Origin of the sequence: Oceanobacillus aidingensis (genome assembly GCF_042654105.1) — a bacterium.
In the GTDB taxonomy this organism is placed as follows: Bacteria; Bacillota; Bacilli; order Bacillales; family Amphibacillaceae; genus Oceanobacillus; species Oceanobacillus oncorhynchi.
Genome location: NZ_JBHSFT010000014.1, coordinates 90,504 through 109,205 on the forward strand (window position 1 = coordinate 90,504; position 18,702 = coordinate 109,205).

Here is an 18,702-nt window from a genome sequence, read left to right on the forward strand (position 1 = left end):
TCTTCACAGATGTTTGTTTTCTAGTTATGATGACCACATATTATATATAATAGCAGTCTTTTTACATAAGCTTGAAAGGAGGAGCTTCGAAAATATATTTTACATGTGTGATTGTAAATAAAGGGGGAGTCACATTTCAGAGAATAAGGATGACAAAAAGGGGAAGGTAAGTGAAAACCAGCAATAAGTGGATGTATCTCGACGTCAATTTATTAAAACAGCAGGAATGACAACGGGTGGGATTGTTGGCTAAGTACTCCTTTTTCAGCATAATAGTGGCGGAGCAATTATGGGAGATGACCCGGAAACATCCGTTGTGAATAGCTATTTACAAATGTGGAATATGGATAATTTATTTGTATGTGGATCGAGCGCTTTTCCACACTTTGGAGTAACCAATCCTACCACCACAGCTGCAGCTTTAACCTATCGTGCAACAGAAGGAACGATTGATTTTCTAAAAAATGGCGGGCAGCTTGTGGAAGCGAAAAATTAAAAGAAAAAGGTTTAATGTAAAAAATCCATTAAGAGCTGGAGGCGATTTTTAATGGGGTTAGCAAACATAGGAATTCCTGGATTAATCCTTATTGTTGTTCTGGCATTAATCATTTTTGGACCGAAAAAATTACCGGAGATTGGTAAAGCGGCTGGAGAAACATTAAGAGAATTTAAGAGCACGGCGAATGATATTATGGAGGATAAGTCCGAGAATGTAGAGCAAAAAGATAAATCGTGATTACAAAAAATAAACTCCAAAATGTCTTTGGAGTTTATTTTTGTGAAGGGAAAAGAAACGGAATTAGTTTAATTTTACGCCTTGCAGCCGTTTACGTGCCGAATTATGCTGTGCTGTGATAGGAATATGCTTTTTCGCATTTCCCATGCCGAATAAGGGCATATTTCGATAGACAGATTCATAACTCCCGGCTTTTATCTGATAGGTTTCATGATAGAAGCCGACAGCATCATTTTCCCCAACTTTCTTGTTGAAATTCTGCCATGCTTTCAAATGTTTTTTTCCTTTGGCATAAGCGAGCAAATCCTCTGTAGAACGCCAGTATTGAACCATGATGGTAGTGCGCAGACCAAAATAGCTTTCCATGGAAAGAAACCCTAATTCCTCTTGGTTTTCATACAATTCTTTAATCATACCGGGCATGGCTGTAAACACAGGTCCCCACTTCCGGACCGCGAGCCGTTTATTAATACGCATCCCAATAATAAAAACAACAACATCCTGATCATTTTCCGTAGTATACCTGCCAGAGTAGATTTTTTTACCCATGGATGATTCCTCCTTAAAAATTAGAGTTCCTTAATTGTGGCCTCACACCATGCGATAGCAGCTTCCGTCACACGTTTTCCATAATCTAAAGTAAACAGCCAATATTTTGCATCCTGATGATTCGTGTTATGGCGGGAAATACCTTCTTCAATTCCTTCATATGTTTGATACAGCTTCTCTAGCTTTTGCTTATAATCCGCTAACAGATAGAGACTTTGTTCCTTTGTCTGATGCCTGCCAAAAAACAGCTTCAGCAATACTTCATTCCGCTCGACTGGCAATTGCGTTAACGGCTGCTCCAGCCAATTTTTTAAAACATCTTTGCCTTTCTCTGTCAGAAAATATTCTTTGCGCTCCGGTTTTCCTTCTTGTACTAATGTTTGAACAGTAGCTAAACCTTCTTCTTCCAGCCGCTTTAATGTCGGATAGATTTGTCCATAGCTAATTTTCCAAAAATGATTCAGGCTATTATCAATAAACTGTTTTATTTCGTAGCCTGAACGACAGTTTGTGGTTAAAATGCCAAGTATGGCGTATGTGCTGTCATTATATTTTTGCATTTATCTCACCTTATATCTTTTTGATATATATTATTTAGATATATAATAAATGAATTTGGGCTGGAAGTAAAGAGTGGAATAATAGTTTTATGTTTTTTCAATTAGTTCGGTTCGTATATACCTTCTAATATGAAAAAGCTAACCAGCAGGGCATCACCTTATTGAAAAAGCTTCTGCCGTGCTGGTTAAAGAGAGAAAGATATAATTAAAACATACATCAAGAACAAGTCACTTGATTTTAATAACAATTTTACCTTTTGCCCTGCCTGATTCGGAATATTCCATTGCTTTTTGTACATCTTCAAAAGGAATAACCCGATCAATGAATGGTTTGATTTTTTCAGCCTCGATAAGTTCTTTGATTTTATTTAATTGCTCGCCGCTGGGCTTCATGAATAAAAAGTTATATTGCACTTGATATTGCTTTTCTAATTTTGTTAATTTCCTTGAAATCAATCTAAAAGCGATTGTTTTCCAAAAAGGATAATTATTCTCTTTTCCAAAGCGGCCATTTGGGAGGTCGGAGATTGATACAATTTTTCCGCCGGCTTTCAGGATTTGAAACGAATTAACTAGAGCATCGCCGCCTAAGGTATCATATACGTAATCATAATCAGCTAATACTTCTTCAAAATTTTCTTCCCGATAATTTATGACCTTATCTGCACCCAGGCTCTCTACTAAATCTTTCCCGGCACTACTTGCGGTTGTAGCGACGTAAGCTCCCATCTCTTTAGCTAATTGAATCGCAAAGGTTCCAATTCCGCCAGAGCCTGCCTGAATCAAAATTTTGTCTTTCGGCTTAAGATTTAATATCTCATGAAATGCCTGATAGGTAGTTAACCCGACTAATGGTACGGACGCTGCTTCTTCAAATGTTACGTTTTCTGGTTTGAGTGCAATATCATCTTCATGAATAGCAATATATTCAGCAAAAGTACCGATCCTTGATTTTCTTGGACGTCCATAAACAGAATCCCCAGCTTTAAATTTCGTTACATTTTTCCCGGTTTTGAGGACTGTTCCGGAAAAATCATTTCCAAGAATCAATGGCATTTTATAGTTGATGAGCGGCTTTAATTTTCCGTCTCTAATTTTGAAATCAACCGGATTAATACTCGCAGCGTGAATTTCTACTAATACATCATCATAAGATATTTCAGGAATAGGAACATTCTCCAATTGCATATTTTTTTGTCCATATTTATGAATAAGCATTGCTTTCATTTGTTTTTTCATTTGATAAATCTCCTTATCAGAATAATGGTTTAAACATTTAAACTTTTGAACTAATAATGTATGATAGCTTGATTTTTAAAAAATGTCAACTAATCAAATGAAAAGTAACTTCAAAGATCATTTTCTAATTATACACAACGAATCCATGCTATTGACGTAATAAAAATTTAATGGTTTAATAATTTGAACGATTGATTATTCAAATGAAACGAGGATGTATATGAAAACAAATAAAATAGAGAATTTAAAGAATGAATTTGATGAAGTAAAGGATTTTCTTATCGCTTTAGGGGATGAAAAAAGACAAATTATCATTGTTGCTTTATTGAATGACCATGCTTGCAATGGATGCCAAGGGCTTCGTGTAATTGATTTAACAGAAGCAACGAAGCTGTCACGACCAGCTGTATCACATCATTTAAAGATTTTGAAACAAATTGGAATCGTTGATATCCGCCGGGAGGGAACAAAGAATTATTACTATCTTTGCAATGCAGTGCCGGAAATGAAAAAGCTGAGGGATTTGCTGGATAATGTTATGTCGGTCATGGCAGAAGGGAAAGAGAAAGTGTGAAACGAATTTTTTGTGCTGACCGATTAGCTTGAATATAGCGAGGATATTAGGACGGCAATATGTTGAGCAATTGTAGAAGCTGGATTATGTGAATTTAAAGGGGCTATTCTAATTGACCCTCGCAGTCTGGAGGGACTGATGGGGCCGTGTTTTCTATTAGTATAAAGACGATGAGTGTATTGGTTTATCAATATAACTCATATTAAACATATATACAGCAAGCAAAGTCGCTCAGTTATTTTCTTCTACCTCAATCATTATTTTAATTACGTAATTTGCACTTACATTCAAGCTGCTTCCATCCATTAGGTAGAGATACTCTTCAAAGCTGTCACCACAAATACGATATCCTGTCTCATTCAAATAATCTTTTATTTGTTCATATGTTTGATACGTATGCATATAGCTTCCTTTATGATAGCCAATGACATATTTTCCAGCTTTTTTCTCAAATGTCTTTGTTAAATGAAGCTGGTTCTCACGTAAATAGAAATAGGAATAATTTAAATAATCTCCTGTTTCTATTTGTTCGTGGCGAATAAGAGCACCCCAATTTTCCACATTGATTTCGCCTTGTTTTACATATTTCATAAACGATATAACCATTTTGGTGATGTCTTTATGAGAATAATTTAAAATATTTTCACTTAATACAATCTGTTCTACCTTCATATCCTCGATAGTAAATTGATCAAGGTCTAATTGTGATGCTTCTTCCATTTGCCTTTTCTGATTTTTAATGAGGTGCTGGATACGCTGCATTTTCCGTATTTTTATATCCACCAGTTTTTCTTTTTCCGTTAATAAATCAGTAATCTTCTTTGTGTTTTTGGAATGTAAAAAGTCTTTGATTTCCGCCAAAGACATTCCGATTTCTTTTAACATATCAATCACGCTATAAGCCTCAGCTTGTTGAATCGTGTAATAACGGTATCCATTTTCATTTTTGTATTCCGGTTCTAACAGACCAATTTCATCATAATGGAATAGCGTTTGCTTTTTGACCTCACATAAATCTGCAAATTCTCCAGTTGTCATCATTTTTTTGGAAGAATCCATTTCATCACCAACTTTACGCTTGAGTATACGGTAACCATATACTTTATATTATACTATAGGAATAAAGAAAATGTAGTGTAAAGAAAGAAGAGAGTATAATTTATGTTTAATTATTTGAGCTTAGCGGCTACTGCATGGTTTATTGGGTTCTTTCCAATGTTTGAAATATATATTGCAATTCCAGCTACGATGGTGATGGGATTAGATGCGGTTTCTTCCATTATCTGGTCCAGTTTTGGGAATTTTCTTCCGGTCCCGTTCATTGCTTTTTTCTATCAGCTTCTTGCAAAATCAGAACGTATTAAGAAATGGCTGGATAAATTAGCAAACAGCAAATATAAATATCGTATCGAAAAGCAAGGACCATTAGTTGTTGTGTTGCTGACACCGATCATTGGTTCATGGGCTGTTGCAGTGATTGCCAATGGAATAGGGATGAATAAAGTGAAGTTATTCATATCCGCTGGTGCAAGTATTTTGGTATATGGGATTGTTATTGCAGTTTTGACATATTATGGTGTCGCTTTTGTAGGCTGATAAAATGCAGCAGAAATATAAATCCACCTATGCAGCCGGAGTAGGTGGATTTATATTTCTGCTGCTTATTTCAAGTCTATTGTTCACAGTACCATTAATTCTAGAAAAAAAAAGCAGACTACATGAAGCATGATCGGCTGAAAAAAAAGCTGATACAAGAGTTTTTTGAAGAATTTATCGAAGCTTTTTTCCCCAATCTTCACCCTCACATTGATTTCTCCAAGGTCACCTTCCCCGCAGTGTAACTGGCTGGGACTGCGGTTACTCGTCCCACCGAAGTGCTTTTGTAAGACTTCCACATCAAAAATAAGAAAATCTGTTATTTCAAAGTGGAAGGTCTAACAGCCAGTAACGGCCCGATTGGTTCAACTAACAGCGGTTTTGATGGGGCGAGTAGTCGCAGTCCCATTCAGAATACCGCTGAATGAAGTTTCACTTTATCGAACAAGAAGTGTATCTGGACTACATCAATGGCCGCAAGAAAGAAATTGACGTTCTCGCAGCAGTAAAGCTGAATCACGAAGACAAAATACTCCATATTCATACCGAAGCGCAATCAACTCATGAAGCAAATTTTCCCGAAAGAATGTTTCTCTATTTTTCTTACCTTTACGCCAAAGACCGCAAACCGATTCAACCCATTGCTGTTTTGAGTTATAATAGGAAAAAAGAAGAACCGACACAATTCAGAATCGATCCCCCCACCCAAGACGTCCTTCAATTTAACTTTTTACAATTACACTTAATCAAGAAAAACTGGAAAGCATATATTCAATCAGACAACCCGGCCGCCGCAGTCTTGCTCAGTCAAATGGGATATGAAGAGCATGAGCGGGTTCAGGTGAAGCTGGAGTTTCTGCGCATGATCACCCGGATGCAAATCAACCCGGCACAAATGATGGAGCAAATGGAGAACTTGCCGGAGGAGGAAAAAGACATGGTTTTGCAGCTGCCGAATTCTTATTTTGAGAGAGGAAAAGAGGAAGGGATAGAAGAAGGCATAGAGAAAGGAAAGCAAGAAATCGTTTTAAAATTGATAAAAAAGGGCATGTCTATCAGCGAAGTAGCAGAAATTACAGAGTACAGCGAAGCAGAGATTAAAAAGCTTGCAGGCAAGCAAGGAAAAGAAGAATAAGTAATCCGCATGCTATAGTATAAAAAAAGTGAGCAGGTTATATTTCAAACTGCTCACTTTTTATGGGGGTGTAAACTAAACTGTGTAAGTAAGAGAGCGTACGGCTCTTACTACGCAGTTAGTTTTTTATTGTTAGAATAAGTATATAACGATTGGGAGGTTATTCTATTGTCTAAGTCAAAGCGAGAAGAGAAATCAGCTGAATTAGCCAAACAAATTCTAGAAAACTACCAACCAGAGAACGTAGAAGACATGCAAAATGCATTGAGAGACATATTTGGACCGATGTTTGAGTCTATGTTGAAAGGTGAAATGAATCATCATTTAGGTTATGAATCCAATGATAAAGCAGAAAAAACAACGGAGAATAGACGAAATGGTTATGGTAAGAAGACCATTAAAACAAGCTCAGGAGAAGTAGATATCAAGGTACCAAGAGATCGAGACGGCTCCTATAAACCGGAACTGATACCGAAACGAAAAAAAGATGTATCAGCCATTGAAAATAAAGTGATTTCCATGTACGCACGAGGCATGTCCCAGCGAGATATTTCCTCCACCATTGAGGATATTTATGGCTTTTCTGTCTCTCATGAAATGGTATCGGACATTACCGACCAAGTTCTTCCTGATTTGGAAGAATGGCAAGATCGCCCCTTGAGTAACTGTTATGCCTTTGTTTTTGTCGATTGTATGTATACCACCATCCGCAACCAATATGAAACAAGGAAATATGCAGTCTATACCATTCTGGGCTACACCATCGAAGGAGAGAAAGAAATACTTGGATTATGGTTAAACGAGACAGAAAGCAAGCATAAGTGGATGCAGATTTTTGATGAAATCAAAGCGAGAGGTGTAGAAGATATTTTCTTTCTATCGATAGACGGAGTGAGTGGCTTAGAAGAAGGTGCACGAGCTATTTTACCTGAAGTCATTGTGCAGCGTTGTATGGTTCATTTAATTCGTAACTCGATCAGATACGTGCCAAGCAAAGATTACAAGGCTTTCACCAAAGCTTTAAGAAAAGTGTATGGAGCACCAAGTCTCAAGGCTTGTTTAAGTGCCTTTGAATCCTTTAAACAACAATGGGCGGCTTACCAGGGCGCGATTGATGTATGGACAAGGAATTTTAGTCATGTAGAGCAGCTTTATGATTATGGAAGTGCCATCCGGAAAGTCATGTACACCACAAACGCTGTAGAAAGCGTCCATTCCAGTTTTAGAAAAGTAACGAAAAAAGGAGCATTCCCTAACGAGAACGCTCTGTTAAAAGTGTTATTTTTACGGATCAGAGAACTGGAATCCAAGTGGGAAGGCGGTCATATCCAAAACTGGGCAATGGTCATGAACCAACTTCTACTTCATGATGAACTGAAAGATAGAGTGTTAAAGTACCTTGAGTGAATGGGAACTTACACACTTTATTTGACAAACCCCTTTTTATACTGAAATAAAAAGCACCTCCACCAGCCAAATGAATCGCTTTTCATCTCTGTCTAATTCAATATTTATTCATTAGAAATCAGCTTCGATGCATTTCCGCTGTAAATAACGGATAAATGATGCAGCGCTCTGGTACAGCCAACATATAATAATTTTGCGGTTTGCTCTGTCACTGGATAACGTGTTTCATCCACATCGACCATTAATACCGTATCAAATTCCAGTCCTTTGGATACATATACAGGCAATAAGGAAATGCCTCCTTCGTACGATTTATCCTCAGTAGTAATCATGGTTAACTCTGGAATCTTTTCTTTTAGCTTCGGATAAATCGCATTACAATCAGCTTCCGATCTTAAAATAACTGCAATGGTCTTCATTTCTTTATTTTTCATATCATGTATCCAGCTTGTAATTTTCTTTAATTTTTCATCTGTTTCTACTTGTTGGATCTGTACCTCCTCACCGCTTCGGAATACTGGTTCTGCATAGGCGGGACGGTTGGTAAGATGACGAAGAATGGTGTTGGAAAACGCAATAATCTCATAAGTGGAGCGGTAGCTTTTTGTCATTTGGAAGAATTTCGAGCGGGATGTGCCGAAAAGGTCAATAAAGTTTTCCCACTCGTCAATTCCTTCGTTGCTGTGAATACCTTGTGCTAAATCTCCTAATATCGTAAATGACGCTGTTTTGGTCCGTGCATGCAATACAGAAACCTGATAGGGGGAGAAATCCTGTGCTTCATCAATCACCACATGATCAAATCGCTCTTCTCTTTCAATTCCATACCAATAATCATGAATATCGAGCAGGGGAGCCAGGTCATCTAAAGTTATTTTATCCTTTGGCGGCAAAAGGTCCGTTCTTTCCATTCTTTTTAAGATTTGTGCGTACAGTTCATAAGGTTTTCTTTTTTTCCATTTCCGTAAATATCTTCTTAATTCCTTTTTGCCTTCTTTACGGGCTTGCTCCTGTTCTTTTTTCTCTCCATACATCTTTGCTTCTATTTCAATCCATCGTGTTAATTTTGCTTTAAGCCTATCATATTTTTTAGTGGCTGGATTGCCTTTAAAATCAGCTTCAATCCAAGTGTTAATTTGTTCTAAGAGAACACCTTTTTTATTTTCCCAGGGAATAAAATCTTCTTCCGGGATCCAATCCTTTTCTAGTTGCGATAACTGCTCCCTGATTTGCTGCTGGAATTCTAAAGAACCTTTCCAATTATTCTTTTCTGCTGTGCCGGATTCAAAAAATGCCTTCCTTCTTTCACTGAGAGATTCCAGCTTACATTTCGGATCATCGATAATGGAGGTCATGACCCATTTAGGAAAGGTGGTCTGGACAATATCTCCGACCCCTAATTCCGGCAATACTTGTGAAATATAATCAAGAAAGATGGTATTCGGTGCAAAAATAATCATCCGGTGCGCCGTTAATTGCTCCCGGTATTCATATAATAAATAAGCTAATCGATGCAGTGCCACAGTGGTTTTTCCGCTTCCGGCAACACCTTGGATTATAACAGCCTTGTTTAAAGGATAACGGATGATTTCATTCTGCTCTCCTTGAATGGTCGCAACAATATCACGAAGTTTATTATCCTTTTGGTCTTCCAGCTTATATAATAAGAATTCATCTCCTCCGGAAGCCTCCTGCTCTCCACGAATATAGCGGTCTACCACTCTTTGAAGCTCCTGATTATAAGTGACGATATTTCTTTTTAAATAAATTTCACCCTCTACGATGCCGTCTGGTGAAAGATAATAGACGTCATCCTCACTGCCGCTAAAGCCATAGAACAGGCTGGCTACCGGAGCACGCCAATCCGTAATCAGAACATCTCCGGTATGCTCATCAAAAACACCGGCTTTCCCGATATAGGTGGCTTTTACTTCCTCATTTTCTTCTTCTTTAAAATCAAGACGGGCAAAATAGGGTTCCTTTTTAGCAATCGTCAGAGATTCTCTTACACGCTGCCGGCTGCCTTCCAATACGTTTTCTGTAAAATTATCGCCGATATATTCCGGTATTTCGGCTAAACGTTCATATTGCTTGTTGATAATTGATAAGGTTTCATGTAATACCTTTTTTTCTTCCTCAAATGCCATTGCGAATCCCCCTTAACTGAATGTCTTGTTCATTTTAGCAATGAAATTAAGAAAAAAATAGACTTATATATTTCGTTGTTGTATACTATTAAATACAGTCATGCCAAAAAATAAAATTACATATAATGGAAAACACTTGAAGAAGCGAATCCTTTTTCAAGTGTTTTTTTGGAATAAAAATGTAAATCTAATTCAAGCAGAGAAGCTTTGTGGATAACAGTGAATTATTCGAAGTGGTTTCATTTTCCTATGATGTGAATTATATCGACTTCCATCTTGGTAAAGCACATGGATTCCTTTATAGTAAATTCATCATTACGAAATTTCATCCTGTAAAGAAAACTTGGCAAGCCAAGCCTAAAAGGCGTAGGATTGCTTTAGTTGGGACTGGGACTGCGATTACTCGCCCCACCGAAGAGCTTTTGCGATTACTCGCCCCATCAAAAACTATTGCACTTATACTTTACTCCTTAAATTTTTTATACTTTCTTAAAGTGCAGTAAAAAGGAGGAAATCATCATGTTGTATGATTGCGCAGTTATTGGAGGAGGACCTGCCGGATTAAATGCTTCGCTTATTTTAGGCAGGGGAAGAAAGAAAGTTATTTTATTTGATGACGATACGCCTCGTAATTCCATAACACAGGAATCTCATAATTTTATTACCAGAGACGGGATTCATCCAACCGCATTTAAAAAAGCGGCTTATGAAGATTTAAATAAATATCCTACGATTTCCGTTGAAAGAAATCAAGTGGTTGATATTGTACAGACTGCTTCTTATTTTCAGATTCAAACAGGGAGAGGGCAGGTCTTTGATGCGCAAAGAATTATTTTGGCAACGGGATTAAAAGATATTCTTCCTGAGATAGAAGGTATCCAACAATTTTACGGAACAAGTCTTTTCGGATGCCCATACTGTGATGGGTGGGAGCTGAAAGAACTTCCATTGGTTTATATTGCTGCATATCCACATGCTTTTAACAGTGTGAAAATGGTTTCGAATTGGAGTAAGGATATTGTTGTTTGCACAAATGGGAAGGATAGCATATCCCCAGAGGAAAAAGCTGTCTTAGCACAAAAGAATATTCCGGTTGTAGAAGACGAAATTTTGCGGCTGCAAGGAGAAGGCGGACAATTAAAAAGCATTCAATTTAAGAATGGGAAGGAACTCCGTCGCGAAGCAGGGTTTATTTCGTATAAATTACAGCAGGCTGCACCATTTGCCGGGCGTCTGGGTTTAGAATCCAATGGCGCGGGGGGAATTAGAATAGATCCCTATGGACGCACAAGCAGGAAAGGTGTATATGCTGCAGGAGATAATGCTGGCGGTCTGCCTCAGCAGATTGTAGCTGCGGCTGAAGGAAGCAAAGCGGCGATAAGTGTACTCAGTGATTACGTGGCAGAAAACTTTTAAATAATTTATTGTTTACATACACCCTTTTATCATTAAAAGAGGGTGTATTTTTGAGGAAGGAAAAGATAAAATAACTTCCTTATCATTAGAGAATATTGAAGGAGTTTATTGGATGGAAGGGAATAAATTATTATCATCATTATGTTATTTTAGTATCTTTTTTGCTCCATTTTTATTTCCGATTTTGGTATGGATTCTTGGAGATGAGGAAACAAAAGGGCACGCGAAGAAAGCCTTGTGGACACATCTTATTCCGATTATCTCAACTGGTATTGCAGGAGTCTTTATCTTTTCAATTGGGATCGGACAAGTTTGGTCGGGAGAAGTAAGTAGTGGATTATTTATCACAACAATAATTGCAATGATGATTTGCTTTATCATTGATATTTATTATTTTATTTGGAATATCATTAAAGGGATTAAGGTGCTAAGCTCTTAATATCGAATTCAAAAATGAAATATAAAAATAAGAAGAATCTATTAGAAGACGGGATAATTTTCTATAGGTTCTTTTTTTACATATAGTAAAGATTGGAGTAAAAAAGAATCTCCCTAATTGATAAATCGTAATCATTACGATATGTTTAATGGAAATTACGCAAAACAGAACCTGCGTAACAAAGGAGGAGATTACATTGGTTTATGATTGTGTTGTTATCGGGGGAGGACCTGCCGGATTAAATGCATCTCTCGCTTTAGGCAGAGGAAAAAAAGAAGTGATTTTATTGGATGATGATGCTCCCCGCAATGCTGTCACACAGGAATCCCATAATTTTATTACCAGGGATGGCGTGAAACCAGCCGAATTTCGGGAAGCGGCCCATGCAGATTTAAAGAAGTATTCGAATATAGTGATTCAAAAAGACCGCGTAACCAATATAGATTCGGCTGCTTCTCCTTTTCGCATTCACACAGAAACAGGGAAGGATTACAAAGCAAAAACCATTATTCTGGCGACAGGACTGAAGGATGTATTGCCTGAAATCCAAGGAATCCATGATTTTTATGGAAAGAGTCTGTTTGCCTGCCCTTTCTGTGATGGATGGGAGCTAAAGGATACGCCGCTGGTTTATATTGCTGATGGAGAATTTTCTTTTCATGGTATAAAGATGATTTCCAATTGGAATAAAGATATAGTCGTTTGCACAAATGGCAAAGAAAGCTTCTCCACTGAAGAAAGGGATATTTTGGCACAAAAGCAATTCGAGGTTATTGATGATGAAATTTTACGATTGCAAGGAGAAAATGGGCAATTAAAAACAATTCTATTTAAAAATGGAAACGAATTGTATAAAGAAGCAGGTTTTGTATCCTTTAAAATGGAGCAGGCTGCCCCATTTGCTGAGCGCCTGGGTTTAGAATTGAACGATATGGGTGGAATTAAAACAGATTCGCAAGGGCGGACAAGTATCAAAGGGATTTATGCTGGCGGAGATACTGCATCTGGTCCACCGCAGCTGATTATTGCTGCGAGTGAAGGGAGTAAAGCGGCGATAGGAGTGATTAGTGATTTTGTAGAGGAAACATTTTAAATAATCTATTGGTAAAGTGGAATCTCATTCAGCAGGGCTTTTTAACCCTTACGGAATGAGATTTCACTTTATTCTCAGCTATTTTAATAAATTACGCAGTTTTAAATGTTCTTTTTTCTTAAGCTATTTCGATTACCTTGTTTTCAGCTTTTTCCCTTCTTTTTGCAAAACATACTCAACAGCCTCTCTATCGGAGCTCACTGGCAAACTGAAATCCGCTCGGTAACGTTCATTTCCTTTCCCCGTGATGATTACCCAGTCTTTTTCCGCTGCCTTTTCAATAGCATACTGTATAGCTAAGGTGCGATCTGAAATAACCTGTCCTTCGTTTAGTTCATTGAGCTCTTGGAGCATAGCAGCAGAGGGGACGCCATTTAAGTCATCAAATGTAAGAATGATTTCATCCGCCAGTTTTTTAGAAACAGTTATCATTTTATTTCTTTTACTGGAATCTCTGTCTCCTCTAAAACCAAAAACATGAAAAACTTTTTCGGCGCCCTCGATTTTAGCAGTTGTAAGACAATTAGAAAAAGCTTCTGCAGTATGGGCATAATCTACAACAATTGTTGTCCCATTTGAACGCTTGAATAGTTCAAACCTTCCGGGAACACCAGAGAATGTACGTAATGATTTCATGATTTGCTGAATGGGGACGCCTATTTGCGAGGCTGTCAAGAATGCCATTGCTGCATTAGAGATATTATGCTGTCCCAATATTGATAATTGAAGGGAATGGTTACATCCTCTATAGGAGATTTCAAAAAAACCGGGGGTTATTTCATTTATTCTCAGCTTATCACTTTCTTTATTTCCTAAAGTAATTAAGGAAAGGTCACGGGCTTGGAGCATGCTGCTGAGCTTTGCTCCCCATTCATTATAGTTGTTGATAATCGCATATCCCTGAGCTTTTAAGGTTTTAAACATTTTTGCTTTGGTGAAGAAATAATCTTCCATCGTGTGATGATAATCGAGATGGTCGTGGTCTAAATTGGTAAACAGACCAAAATCAAATTCAATCCCATGTATCCTGCCCTGCGCTATTCCATGTGAAGAAACCTCCATAATAACAAATTCGTCCTTACTTATTGCCAGATGCTTTTGCAGGCTCAGCGCATCGGGTGTTGTATTCAGCGAAGGATACGTTTCCCCATTGATTATCGTGTTTACGGATCCAAACATGGCACATGTATGACCAGACTCCTCTAAAATATGTTTTATCATATAAGCTGTCGTGGTTTTCCCGTTTGTACCGGTGATACCAATTATTTTTTTGTCTTTTGTGGGGTTTCCGTAAAATTCAGAAGCTATTTCAGCTAAAGCCAGACGGCTGTCAGGAACTCGAATATATGGTACGGATAACTCTTGGAGATCTTCTTCTCCTATAATACAAACCGCACCGGCCTTGATTGCCTGATTAATAAAATCATGACCATTAAAACTGTATCCCTTTATAGCGATGAATAAGTCATTTTCATCTACAGATTTGGAATTCGTTGTTATTTTATTGATTATCATATTCGGTATACTCATCTGTTTACTAATATTTTTCAATAGTTGTTGTAAATTCATGTGTTGTCACCTCTTAAACATAGGGAATGATACGGGAGAATGTAATATTACCTTAGGTTTTGCCATTTGAAGATAATTTATTATAATGACGGGCAGGTAATTTGCCATCGAGAAGAAATTAATTCGTCATGGGAAGTCCCGATGGAAGAGAGGCTGTAAAAATTTCAAAGTATATGCTTTAAAATATGGCGATTCTTCTAGTAAGGAAAGCTTATAACGCAGGTGCTTTAATAATTTATTATCATTATATGTAGGAAGAGAAGAGCAAAGGCAAATTCAAAGTAAATATATTTCTTCTCTTCCAGAATCAATGGAGATATCCCTTTTAAATAGCTGTTTGGGCGTTAGTATAACCACTGATCATTTAAAAAATTCTCTGTGAAAAATGGCTGATTGTCATCATTAAAATCGACACCAACTCCTAATTCAGCAAAGTTATCCTGCAATAGATTCTCTCGGTGCCCTTCGGAATTCATTAATCCCTGATGAGCAAAAACACTGCTGAATTGTCCATAGGTCAGGTTCTCGTTAGAAAAATAACTGCCTCATATCTTATAAAAGGATTTTTTATAAAGCAGGGTTTATTTATACAAGGAAAGAGGTATTAAATAGATGATAAAGCTCACTAATATTAAATAGAAATTTCTGAAAACATTAAAACGGATTGATTAACTTGATATGTACATACTTGAGCTTTACAATCTGAAATGGGAATAATCAGCAGAATGAATTATTTTAAATTTGTTGCTCAATCAGCTGACAAAGTATTTCAAGAAAGATATCATTTGATAATATACTTGAAATAGAATAAGGAGGAGAAAAGTGGCAGACAAAAAAAATAAGAAAAAACGAGCCCCGCTCTCTATACGTATGAATATCCTCTTTTTTGCCATCTTCCTATTATTTTCTGCGCTCGTACTTCAGTTAGGTGTTGTTCAGATTTTAAATGGCGAATCGTATCAAGATGAAATTCAGAGGACGAATTTAGATACAACGAACGTACCTGTCCCCCGGGGGAAAATCTATGATACCAATGGAGAACTTATTGTAGATAATGAAGCAATGTATTCTATTACGTACACACCTTCGAATGATGTGCAAGCAGAAGAGCGTCTGGAAGTAGCTGAAAAACTGGCCCAATATATCGATATGCGTGATGAACAAACCATCGATCGAATAACAGACAGAGATAGAAGAGAATATTATCTATTGCATCATGAGGAAGAGATAGAAGAGCGGTTAGAGACGGTCAATACAGAAGAAATGGAGAATTCCGAGGTATATGACGCCACGCTGGAATTGATCACAGATGAAGAAATTGCCGATTTTACAGATGATGAATTAGAGATTATTGCAATAAAAAAAGAATTGGATAGTGCCTATGCTCTAACTCCGCAGGTTGTCAAAAATGAAGATGTGACAGCAGAGGAATATGCAGCTGTAGCTGAAAATTTAGATGAACTGCCTGGAATCAATGCCAGCACAGATTGGGATCGTGTTTATCCAAATGGAGACACGTTAACTAGTATTCTAGGAAATGTCTCCAGTCAGGAAGAAGGTATTCCTGAAGAGGATTTGAATGCTTACTTAACAATGGGCTACAGCAGAAACGATCGTGTTGGTACAAGTGGACTTGAGGAGCAATATGAAGATTTCCTTCGCGGTCGTAAAGAACAAATCCAATATACGACAAGCCAAAATGGATCGATTATCGGTTCAGAAACGATTGTGGACGGCGAACGGGGAAAAGATTTAGTATTAACGACAGATTTAGAATTTCAGCAGGAAGTGGATGATATTTTATTAGATGAATTTCAATCCATGAAAGCAAGCAGCCCATATGAAAATCGGTTTGCAACCAATGCTTATGCTGTTGTTATGAATCCGAAAACGGGAGAACTGTTAGCCACTTCTGGTGTAGAATATGATACCGAGAATGATGAATATAATAATAATGCCGGGTTTACAGCGTTGGCTAACGCGCATGAGCCTGGTTCCAGTATTAAAGGAGCAACAATTCTGGCAGGTTATGATTCCGAAGTTATTTCTCCCGGGGAAACGTTTAACGATGCACCGATGCGGCTGGCAGGATCGGAAGTGAAAAGGTCGGTTCAAGATATGGGAACGGTAAATGATTTAACAGCGCTGGAAAGGTCCTCTAACGTTTATATGTTCTATGTTGCCTTGCGGTTAGGGGGAGACTATCGTCATCCGATGCCGCGAAATGCCAATTTAGATATAAACATGGGTGAAACCTTGCAAACACTGCAAAATTATTTCAATCAATTTGGGCTTGGTTCGACTACAGGAGTGGACTTTCCATATGAGAGTACTGGATTAAGAGGACAGGTTCCTGATAATCCAGGGAATCTGCTTGATTTTGTCATCGGGCAGTATGATACGTATACGACCATGCAGCTTGCTCAGTATGTATCCACGATTGCGAATGATGGCTATCGTGTTCAGCCTCATTTCTTAAAGGAAGCCCGTGATCCAGTTGCTTCCATGGATGAGCTTGGCCCATTGTATTATTCGTCCAATACAACGACGATGAACCGAATTGAGATGACAGATGATGAAATCAGTCGTGTGCAGGACGGGTTTCGTCTTTCCTATCAAGGGTCACAAGGAACAGGGAATGATTATTTCGATGATAAATCATATAACCCGGCTGGAAAAACAGGGACAGCAGAGTCAGCGGAATTTGTTGATGGAGAGCGGTTTGACCTCAATAATTTAACCTTAGTCGGCTATGCACCATTTGATGATCCGGAAATTGCTTTTGCAGTAGTTGTACCGCATGTAGGAATTGGTGAAGGAGATCAGATTAACTTAAAAGTTGGGGAACGTGTTTTAGATTCCTATTTTGAAGTCAAAGAAGATCACGACGAAGAAGCTGAGGATTCTGATGGTGATAGTGATAATGAAGAGGAAGAATAATCAACGTTTACTATCTCCTATATTGTATGGATGAAGATAAAAAAACTATATTAGAAATTATAGTAAACCGTGATGTGAATTAACCACATCACGGTTTATAAATGATTAGGATTAGCTTTCTAACCCTTGAGCTAAAGCTAATGCAAAATCATCTCCAGAAGAGTACCGCATGATTACAATATTTTTTGCATCTGTATTGTGTGAAATCTTTTTCTAGGTTGGAAAAACGTTATCGAATGATTTTTGGTACTGCTGCTTTGAGTAAATTAGTACGAATATTATGTGATTTGGGAGAGAGATTTGGAGATAAGAATTATTAAATACTTTTTAACGGTTGCTTTAGAAACAAGTATCACGAAAGCTGCCAAAAATTAAAAATTATACAGCCGACATTAACGAGATAACAGCAACAAGCCGCCGGAGGTATTCTTTTCTATAAAAAACAGATTCATAAATAATCATGATACTGTTTTTACAGTGTCGGGCATCTCTCCATTTTTGTCGTATAAGGGGTATATTTCTCATTTGCTTGGTTAAATTACATAGAAGAATTATTAAATTAAATAAAATGATAAAAGGGCTGATGAAATTGAGAAATGTTTTTTTTACAATAGGGCTTACGTTTATTCTATACTTCTCAATAGGGTTGCCTAAAGCAGGAGCAGAAATTATTGAGGGAGACACAACGACGGATGAAATAGAACACAATTGGGAAATATCAAGCACTAATTATGAAATAATCCACGTTGACACACATGAATATACTTATTGGAAAAATTTCCTCAGGGAAACACGCACCTGTGATGTTTTTCATAAAATAAAAACCGTCGTGTATTATTGTGATATCCATGGCCATACAAAGTCAGAGTCACATTTAGTGGAAGTAATTCATAGCGAGAAACATACATAGAGAGAGAATCGGATTACTATGAAAAGGTTAATCCGATTCTTTTTTTTTTCTGCACTTATTCCTAATTGGGAGAGATTGCTGTTAAAATAGATGGTTGTTTAAAAAAGACATGGGAATCAAAAATTTATATAGAAATAGGAGTGGCCGTATCCTATCCTTCGTCGGAATTCAAGCATTTCCAAGGTTGAGCGAAGGAGAATCAGAACAGCAGGTTAGGATGATGAAATTGCTGATGCGGTATTAAGACTAAGCAGTTAATCATCAAGCTTTGTTATCGTACAGTCTATTGCTGCGAACGGCGGCGTTACAATGAAATAAAGCAGCTTATCAATCATGGATATCTGACTCTACTTGGGGGCAGGTGTCCATGTTTTTTTACTTTGACGATTCTA

17 protein-coding genes and 2 pseudogenes are annotated in these 18,702 nt (G+C 37.5%); 12 read left to right on the forward strand and 7 right to left on the reverse strand.

The genetic code is table 11. The features are described 5' to 3' along the window. Positions 1 to 187 precede the first annotated feature (187 nt). From ACFO3P_RS09935 to ACFO3P_RS09945, 3 genes and pseudogenes are all read left to right on the forward strand, one after another. Positions 188 to 253: a twin-arginine translocation signal domain-containing protein gene (locus tag ACFO3P_RS09935; RefSeq protein WP_084613032.1), complete on the forward strand. Its 66-nt coding sequence runs from the start codon at positions 188 to 190 to the stop codon at positions 251 to 253. 21 nt (positions 254 to 274) lie between these two features. Beyond that, positions 275 to 496: pseudogene (locus ACFO3P_RS09940) on the forward strand (GMC oxidoreductase); the annotation flags it as partial. A 51-nt stretch (positions 497 to 547) separates the two neighbouring features. Next, positions 548 to 736 (forward strand): twin-arginine translocase TatA/TatE family subunit, encoded by a 189-nt coding sequence (locus tag ACFO3P_RS09945; protein WP_042532785.1) that lies wholly within the window; start codon positions 548 to 550, stop codon positions 734 to 736. A gap of 63 nt (positions 737 to 799) precedes the next feature. Here ACFO3P_RS09945 and ACFO3P_RS09950 read toward each other — a convergent pair whose 3' ends face one another. The 3 genes from ACFO3P_RS09950 to ACFO3P_RS09960 form a co-directional block, all read right to left on the reverse strand. Beyond that, entirely contained in the window at positions 800 to 1,285 is a 486-nt protein-coding gene (locus ACFO3P_RS09950; RefSeq protein WP_042532786.1) for a DUF4188 domain-containing protein, read from the reverse strand. A gap of 20 nt (positions 1,286 to 1,305) precedes the next feature. Next, complete coding sequence (locus ACFO3P_RS09955) at positions 1,306 to 1,845, reverse strand: PadR family transcriptional regulator (RefSeq protein ID WP_042532788.1); 540 nt, start codon at positions 1,843 to 1,845, stop codon at positions 1,306 to 1,308. Between the two features lie 228 nt (positions 1,846 to 2,073). After that, positions 2,074 to 3,072: an NADP-dependent oxidoreductase gene (locus ACFO3P_RS09960; protein ID WP_193065362.1), complete on the reverse strand. Its 999-nt coding sequence runs from the start codon at positions 3,070 to 3,072 to the stop codon at positions 2,074 to 2,076. Positions 3,073 to 3,304: 232 nt separating this feature from the next. On the opposite strand from ACFO3P_RS09960, the gene ACFO3P_RS09965 reads away from it, so the two are divergent. Continuing rightward, the gene (locus tag ACFO3P_RS09965; protein WP_042532789.1) at positions 3,305 to 3,658 is read left to right on the forward strand and encodes an ArsR/SmtB family transcription factor; all 354 of its coding nucleotides are present in this window, start codon (positions 3,305 to 3,307) and stop codon (positions 3,656 to 3,658) included. A 231-nt stretch (positions 3,659 to 3,889) separates the two neighbouring features. Here the strand turns inward: ACFO3P_RS09965 and ACFO3P_RS09970 are convergent, their stop codons facing one another. Further along, a complete protein-coding gene (locus ACFO3P_RS09970) occupies positions 3,890 to 4,717 on the reverse strand; it encodes a MerR family transcriptional regulator (protein ID WP_042532792.1) in 828 nt (275 codons plus the stop codon). 102 nt (positions 4,718 to 4,819) lie between these two features. Between ACFO3P_RS09970 and ACFO3P_RS09975 the strand changes: the two genes are divergently transcribed. From ACFO3P_RS09975 to ACFO3P_RS09985, 3 genes are all read left to right on the forward strand, one after another. Then, on the forward strand, positions 4,820 to 5,254 hold the full coding sequence (locus tag ACFO3P_RS09975) for a small multi-drug export protein (protein WP_042532794.1): 435 nt from the start codon (positions 4,820 to 4,822) through the stop codon (positions 5,252 to 5,254). Positions 5,255 to 5,678: 424 nt separating this feature from the next. Next, positions 5,679 to 6,389 carry an Rpn family recombination-promoting nuclease/putative transposase gene (locus ACFO3P_RS09980; protein WP_193065359.1) on the forward strand — a complete coding sequence of 237 codons (711 nt, stop codon included), beginning with the start codon at positions 5,679 to 5,681 and terminating at the stop codon, positions 6,387 to 6,389. 168 nt (positions 6,390 to 6,557) lie between these two features. Then, positions 6,558 to 7,796 (forward strand): IS256 family transposase, encoded by a 1,239-nt coding sequence (locus ACFO3P_RS09985; RefSeq protein ID WP_289584860.1) that lies wholly within the window; start codon positions 6,558 to 6,560, stop codon positions 7,794 to 7,796. A gap of 104 nt (positions 7,797 to 7,900) precedes the next feature. Here ACFO3P_RS09985 and ACFO3P_RS09990 read toward each other — a convergent pair whose 3' ends face one another. Continuing rightward, positions 7,901 to 9,943, reverse strand: coding sequence for a HelD family protein (locus ACFO3P_RS09990; protein WP_379542386.1), 2,043 nt, complete (start codon positions 9,941 to 9,943; stop codon positions 7,901 to 7,903). Between the two features lie 209 nt (positions 9,944 to 10,152). On the opposite strand from ACFO3P_RS09990, the gene ACFO3P_RS09995 reads away from it, so the two are divergent. From ACFO3P_RS09995 to ACFO3P_RS10010, 4 genes are all read left to right on the forward strand, one after another. Then, positions 10,153 to 10,446, forward strand: a complete 294-nt coding sequence (locus ACFO3P_RS09995) for a hypothetical protein (protein WP_379542387.1) — start codon at positions 10,153 to 10,155, stop codon at positions 10,444 to 10,446. 16 nt (positions 10,447 to 10,462) lie between these two features. Continuing rightward, positions 10,463 to 11,359 carry an NAD(P)/FAD-dependent oxidoreductase gene (locus tag ACFO3P_RS10000; protein WP_212928235.1) on the forward strand — a complete coding sequence of 299 codons (897 nt, stop codon included), beginning with the start codon at positions 10,463 to 10,465 and terminating at the stop codon, positions 11,357 to 11,359. Positions 11,360 to 11,471: 112 nt separating this feature from the next. Further along, a complete protein-coding gene (locus ACFO3P_RS10005) occupies positions 11,472 to 11,798 on the forward strand; it encodes a magnetosome magnetite crystal formation protein family (protein ID WP_212928236.1) in 327 nt (108 codons plus the stop codon). Positions 11,799 to 11,994: 196 nt separating this feature from the next. Next, the gene (locus ACFO3P_RS10010; RefSeq protein WP_212928237.1) at positions 11,995 to 12,891 is read left to right on the forward strand and encodes an NAD(P)/FAD-dependent oxidoreductase; all 897 of its coding nucleotides are present in this window, start codon (positions 11,995 to 11,997) and stop codon (positions 12,889 to 12,891) included. 132 nt (positions 12,892 to 13,023) lie between these two features. Here ACFO3P_RS10010 and ACFO3P_RS10015 read toward each other — a convergent pair whose 3' ends face one another. Both ACFO3P_RS10015 and ACFO3P_RS10020 read right to left on the reverse strand, forming a co-directional pair. Further along, a complete protein-coding gene (locus ACFO3P_RS10015; RefSeq protein ID WP_379542390.1) occupies positions 13,024 to 14,460 on the reverse strand; it encodes a UDP-N-acetylmuramoyl-L-alanyl-D-glutamate--2,6-diaminopimelate ligase in 1,437 nt (478 codons plus the stop codon). 344 nt (positions 14,461 to 14,804) lie between these two features. After that, a pseudogene (locus tag ACFO3P_RS10020) lies at positions 14,805 to 14,993 on the reverse strand (CAP domain-containing protein); the annotation flags it as partial. 289 nt (positions 14,994 to 15,282) lie between these two features. Here ACFO3P_RS10020 and ACFO3P_RS10025 point away from each other — a divergent pair. Next, positions 15,283 to 17,400, forward strand: coding sequence for a peptidoglycan D,D-transpeptidase FtsI family protein (locus tag ACFO3P_RS10025; RefSeq protein WP_379542391.1), 2,118 nt, complete (start codon positions 15,283 to 15,285; stop codon positions 17,398 to 17,400). Positions 17,401 to 18,702: the final 1,302 nt, after the last annotated feature.